The following is a 2,500-nucleotide window of genomic DNA, read 5'->3' on the forward strand; positions in this document are numbered from 1 at the left end:
CGACCTTCAGGTTATGAGCCTGACGAGCTACCGGGCTGCTCTACCCCGCGACAGGGTTGCGCGTGTGTTGCGCGGTTGCGCCGATCGGGATGTGACAGGCGCTTTTTGGGTCATCGTTTCAGAGAGGTTCGCTTCTTTCCAGGTCTGGCGGTGACCTACTCTCCCACGTCTTGAGACGCAGTACCATCGGCGCAGCGGCACTTAACGGCCGAGTTCGGGATGGGATCGGGTGTTTTGCTCGCGCTAGGGCCACCAGACCGGGAAAGAAGCGATCAGCGTTGCGCCCGTTTCCGGGCGGCTGTTGTCCAAGGATGCTTTTGGAAGAAGCGCAGTCTGTCTTCTTCCGGATCAAATCAAGCCTATCGAGCCATTAGTACCGGTCAACTGAACGCATTGCTGCGCTTACATCTCCGGCCTATCGACGTGGTGGTCTTCCACGGCTCTCAAGGGATACCTTGTTTTGAGGGGGGCTTCCCGCTTAGATGCCTTCAGCGGTTATCCTGTCCGTTCATAGCTACCCAGCACTGCCGTTGGCACGACAACTGGTCCACCAGTGGAACGTTCACCCCGGTCCTCTCGTACTAGGGGCAACTCCTCTCAAGTATCCAACACCCACGGCAGATAGGGACCGAACTGTCTCACGACGTTCTAAACCCAGCTCACGTACCTCTTTAAATGGCGAACAGCCATACCCTTGGGACCTGCTCCAGCCCCAGGATGAGATGAGCCGACATCGAGGTGCCAAACGATGCCGTCGATATGGACTCTTGGGCATCATCAGCCTGTTATCCCCAGCGTACCTTTTATCCGTTGAGCGATGGCCCTTCCACTCGGGACCACCGGATCACTATGGCCGTCTTTCGACTCTGCTCGACTTGTCAGTCTTGCAGTCAGGCTGGCTTCTGCCATTGCACTCAACGAGCGATTTCCGACCGCTCTGAGCCAACCTTCGCGCGCCTCCGTTACTGTTTGGGAGGCGACCGCCCCAGTCAAACTACCCGCCACGCAGGGTCCCGGATCCGGATGACGGACCGCGGTTAGACATCAAGAGTGCGAAGGGCGGTATCTCAAGGATGGCTCCCCGGGAACTGGCGTCCCCGGTTCAAAGCCTACCGCCTATCCTGCACATCGCAATCCTGATGCCAGTGCGAAGCTGTAGTAAAGGTGCATGGGGTCTTTCCGTCTAACCGCGGGAAGTGTGCATCTTCACACACAATTCAATTTCGCTGAGTCCACATTTGAGACAGCGGGGAAGTCGTTACGCCATTCGTGCAGGTCGGAACTTACCCGACAAGGAATTTCGCTACCTTAGGACCGTTATAGTTACGGCCGCCGTTTACCGGGGCTTCAATTCAATGCTTGCACATCTCCTTTTAACCTTCCGGCACCGGGCAGGCGTCAGACCCTATACGTCGCCTTGCGGCTTCGCAGAGCCCTGTGTTTTTAGTAAACAGTCGCCACCCCCTGGTTTGTGCCCCCCGCCGACAGTTGCCTGCCAACGGGGCCTCCTTCTCGCGAACTTACGGAGGTATTTTGCCGAGTTCCTTAAATGTGGTTCTCTCAAGCGCCTTGGTATTCTCTACCAGTCCACCTGTGTCGGTTTCGGGTACGGTCTCATGGAGGGCTGTTTCCAGGAACCGCTCAGCTGCCAGTTCAATCCGATAAGGACTGACAACCTCTGCGATCCGTCACCATCTCCTGGCCCAGGAATATTAACCTGGTTCCCATCGACTACGCATTTCTGCCTCGCCTTAGGGGCCGGCTTACCCTGCTCAGATTAGCTTTAAGCAGGAACCCTTGGACTTTCGGCGACAGGGTCTCTCACCCTGTTTGTCGCTACTCATGTCAACATTCTCACTTCTGATCACTCCACCGGATGCCTCACGGCCCGGCTTCACAGTCAGAACAATGCCTCCGCAACCCATTGCTGGGCTGAAGAGGCAGCGTTCCATATCACAGAACGCTCCGCTACCACGCACGTAAACGTGCATCCAAAGCTTCGGCTCGTGGCTTGAGCCCCGTTACATCTTCGCCGCAAGACCTCTTGATTAGACCAGTGAGCTGTTACGCTATCTTTAAAGGATGGCTGCTTCTAAGCCAACCTCCTGGTTGTTTTGGAAGTCTCACATGCTTTCCCACTTAGCCACGAATTGGGGGCCTTAGCTGTTGGTCAGGGTTGTTTCCCTCTCCACGACGGACGTTAGCACCCGCCGTGTGTCTGCCAGATAGTCCTTCCCGGTATTCGGAGTTTACTTAGACTCAGTAAGGCTGTGGGCCCCCATCATCCATGTAGTGCTCTACCCCCGGGAGGATACGTCTGACGCGCTACCTAAATAGCTTTCGCGGAGAACCAGCTATCTCCGAGTTTGATTGGCCTTTCACCCCTAGGCACAAGTCATCCCGACCCTTTTCAACGGGTGTGGGTTCGGCCCTCCAGTTGGTGTTACCCAACCTTCAGCCTGCTCATGCCTAGATCACTCGGTTTCGGGTCTGATCCGTC

The 2,500-nt window shown here is 56.2% G+C and carries 2 rRNA genes (1 of these 2 cut by a window edge); both read right to left on the reverse strand.

The window, feature by feature from the left end:
* Window positions 1–142: 142 nt before the first annotated feature.
* A 5S ribosomal RNA gene (gene rrf / locus KNW02_RS19980) occupies window positions 143–257 on the reverse strand.
* A 92-nt stretch (window positions 258–349) separates the two neighbouring features.
* Window positions 350–2,500 (reverse strand): 23S ribosomal RNA (locus tag KNW02_RS19985) (it continues 681 nt past the right edge of the window).

It is taken from the genome of Paracoccus marinaquae (assembly GCF_018860165.1).
GTDB classification, from domain to species: domain Bacteria; phylum Pseudomonadota; class Alphaproteobacteria; order Rhodobacterales; family Rhodobacteraceae; genus Paracoccus; species Paracoccus marinaquae.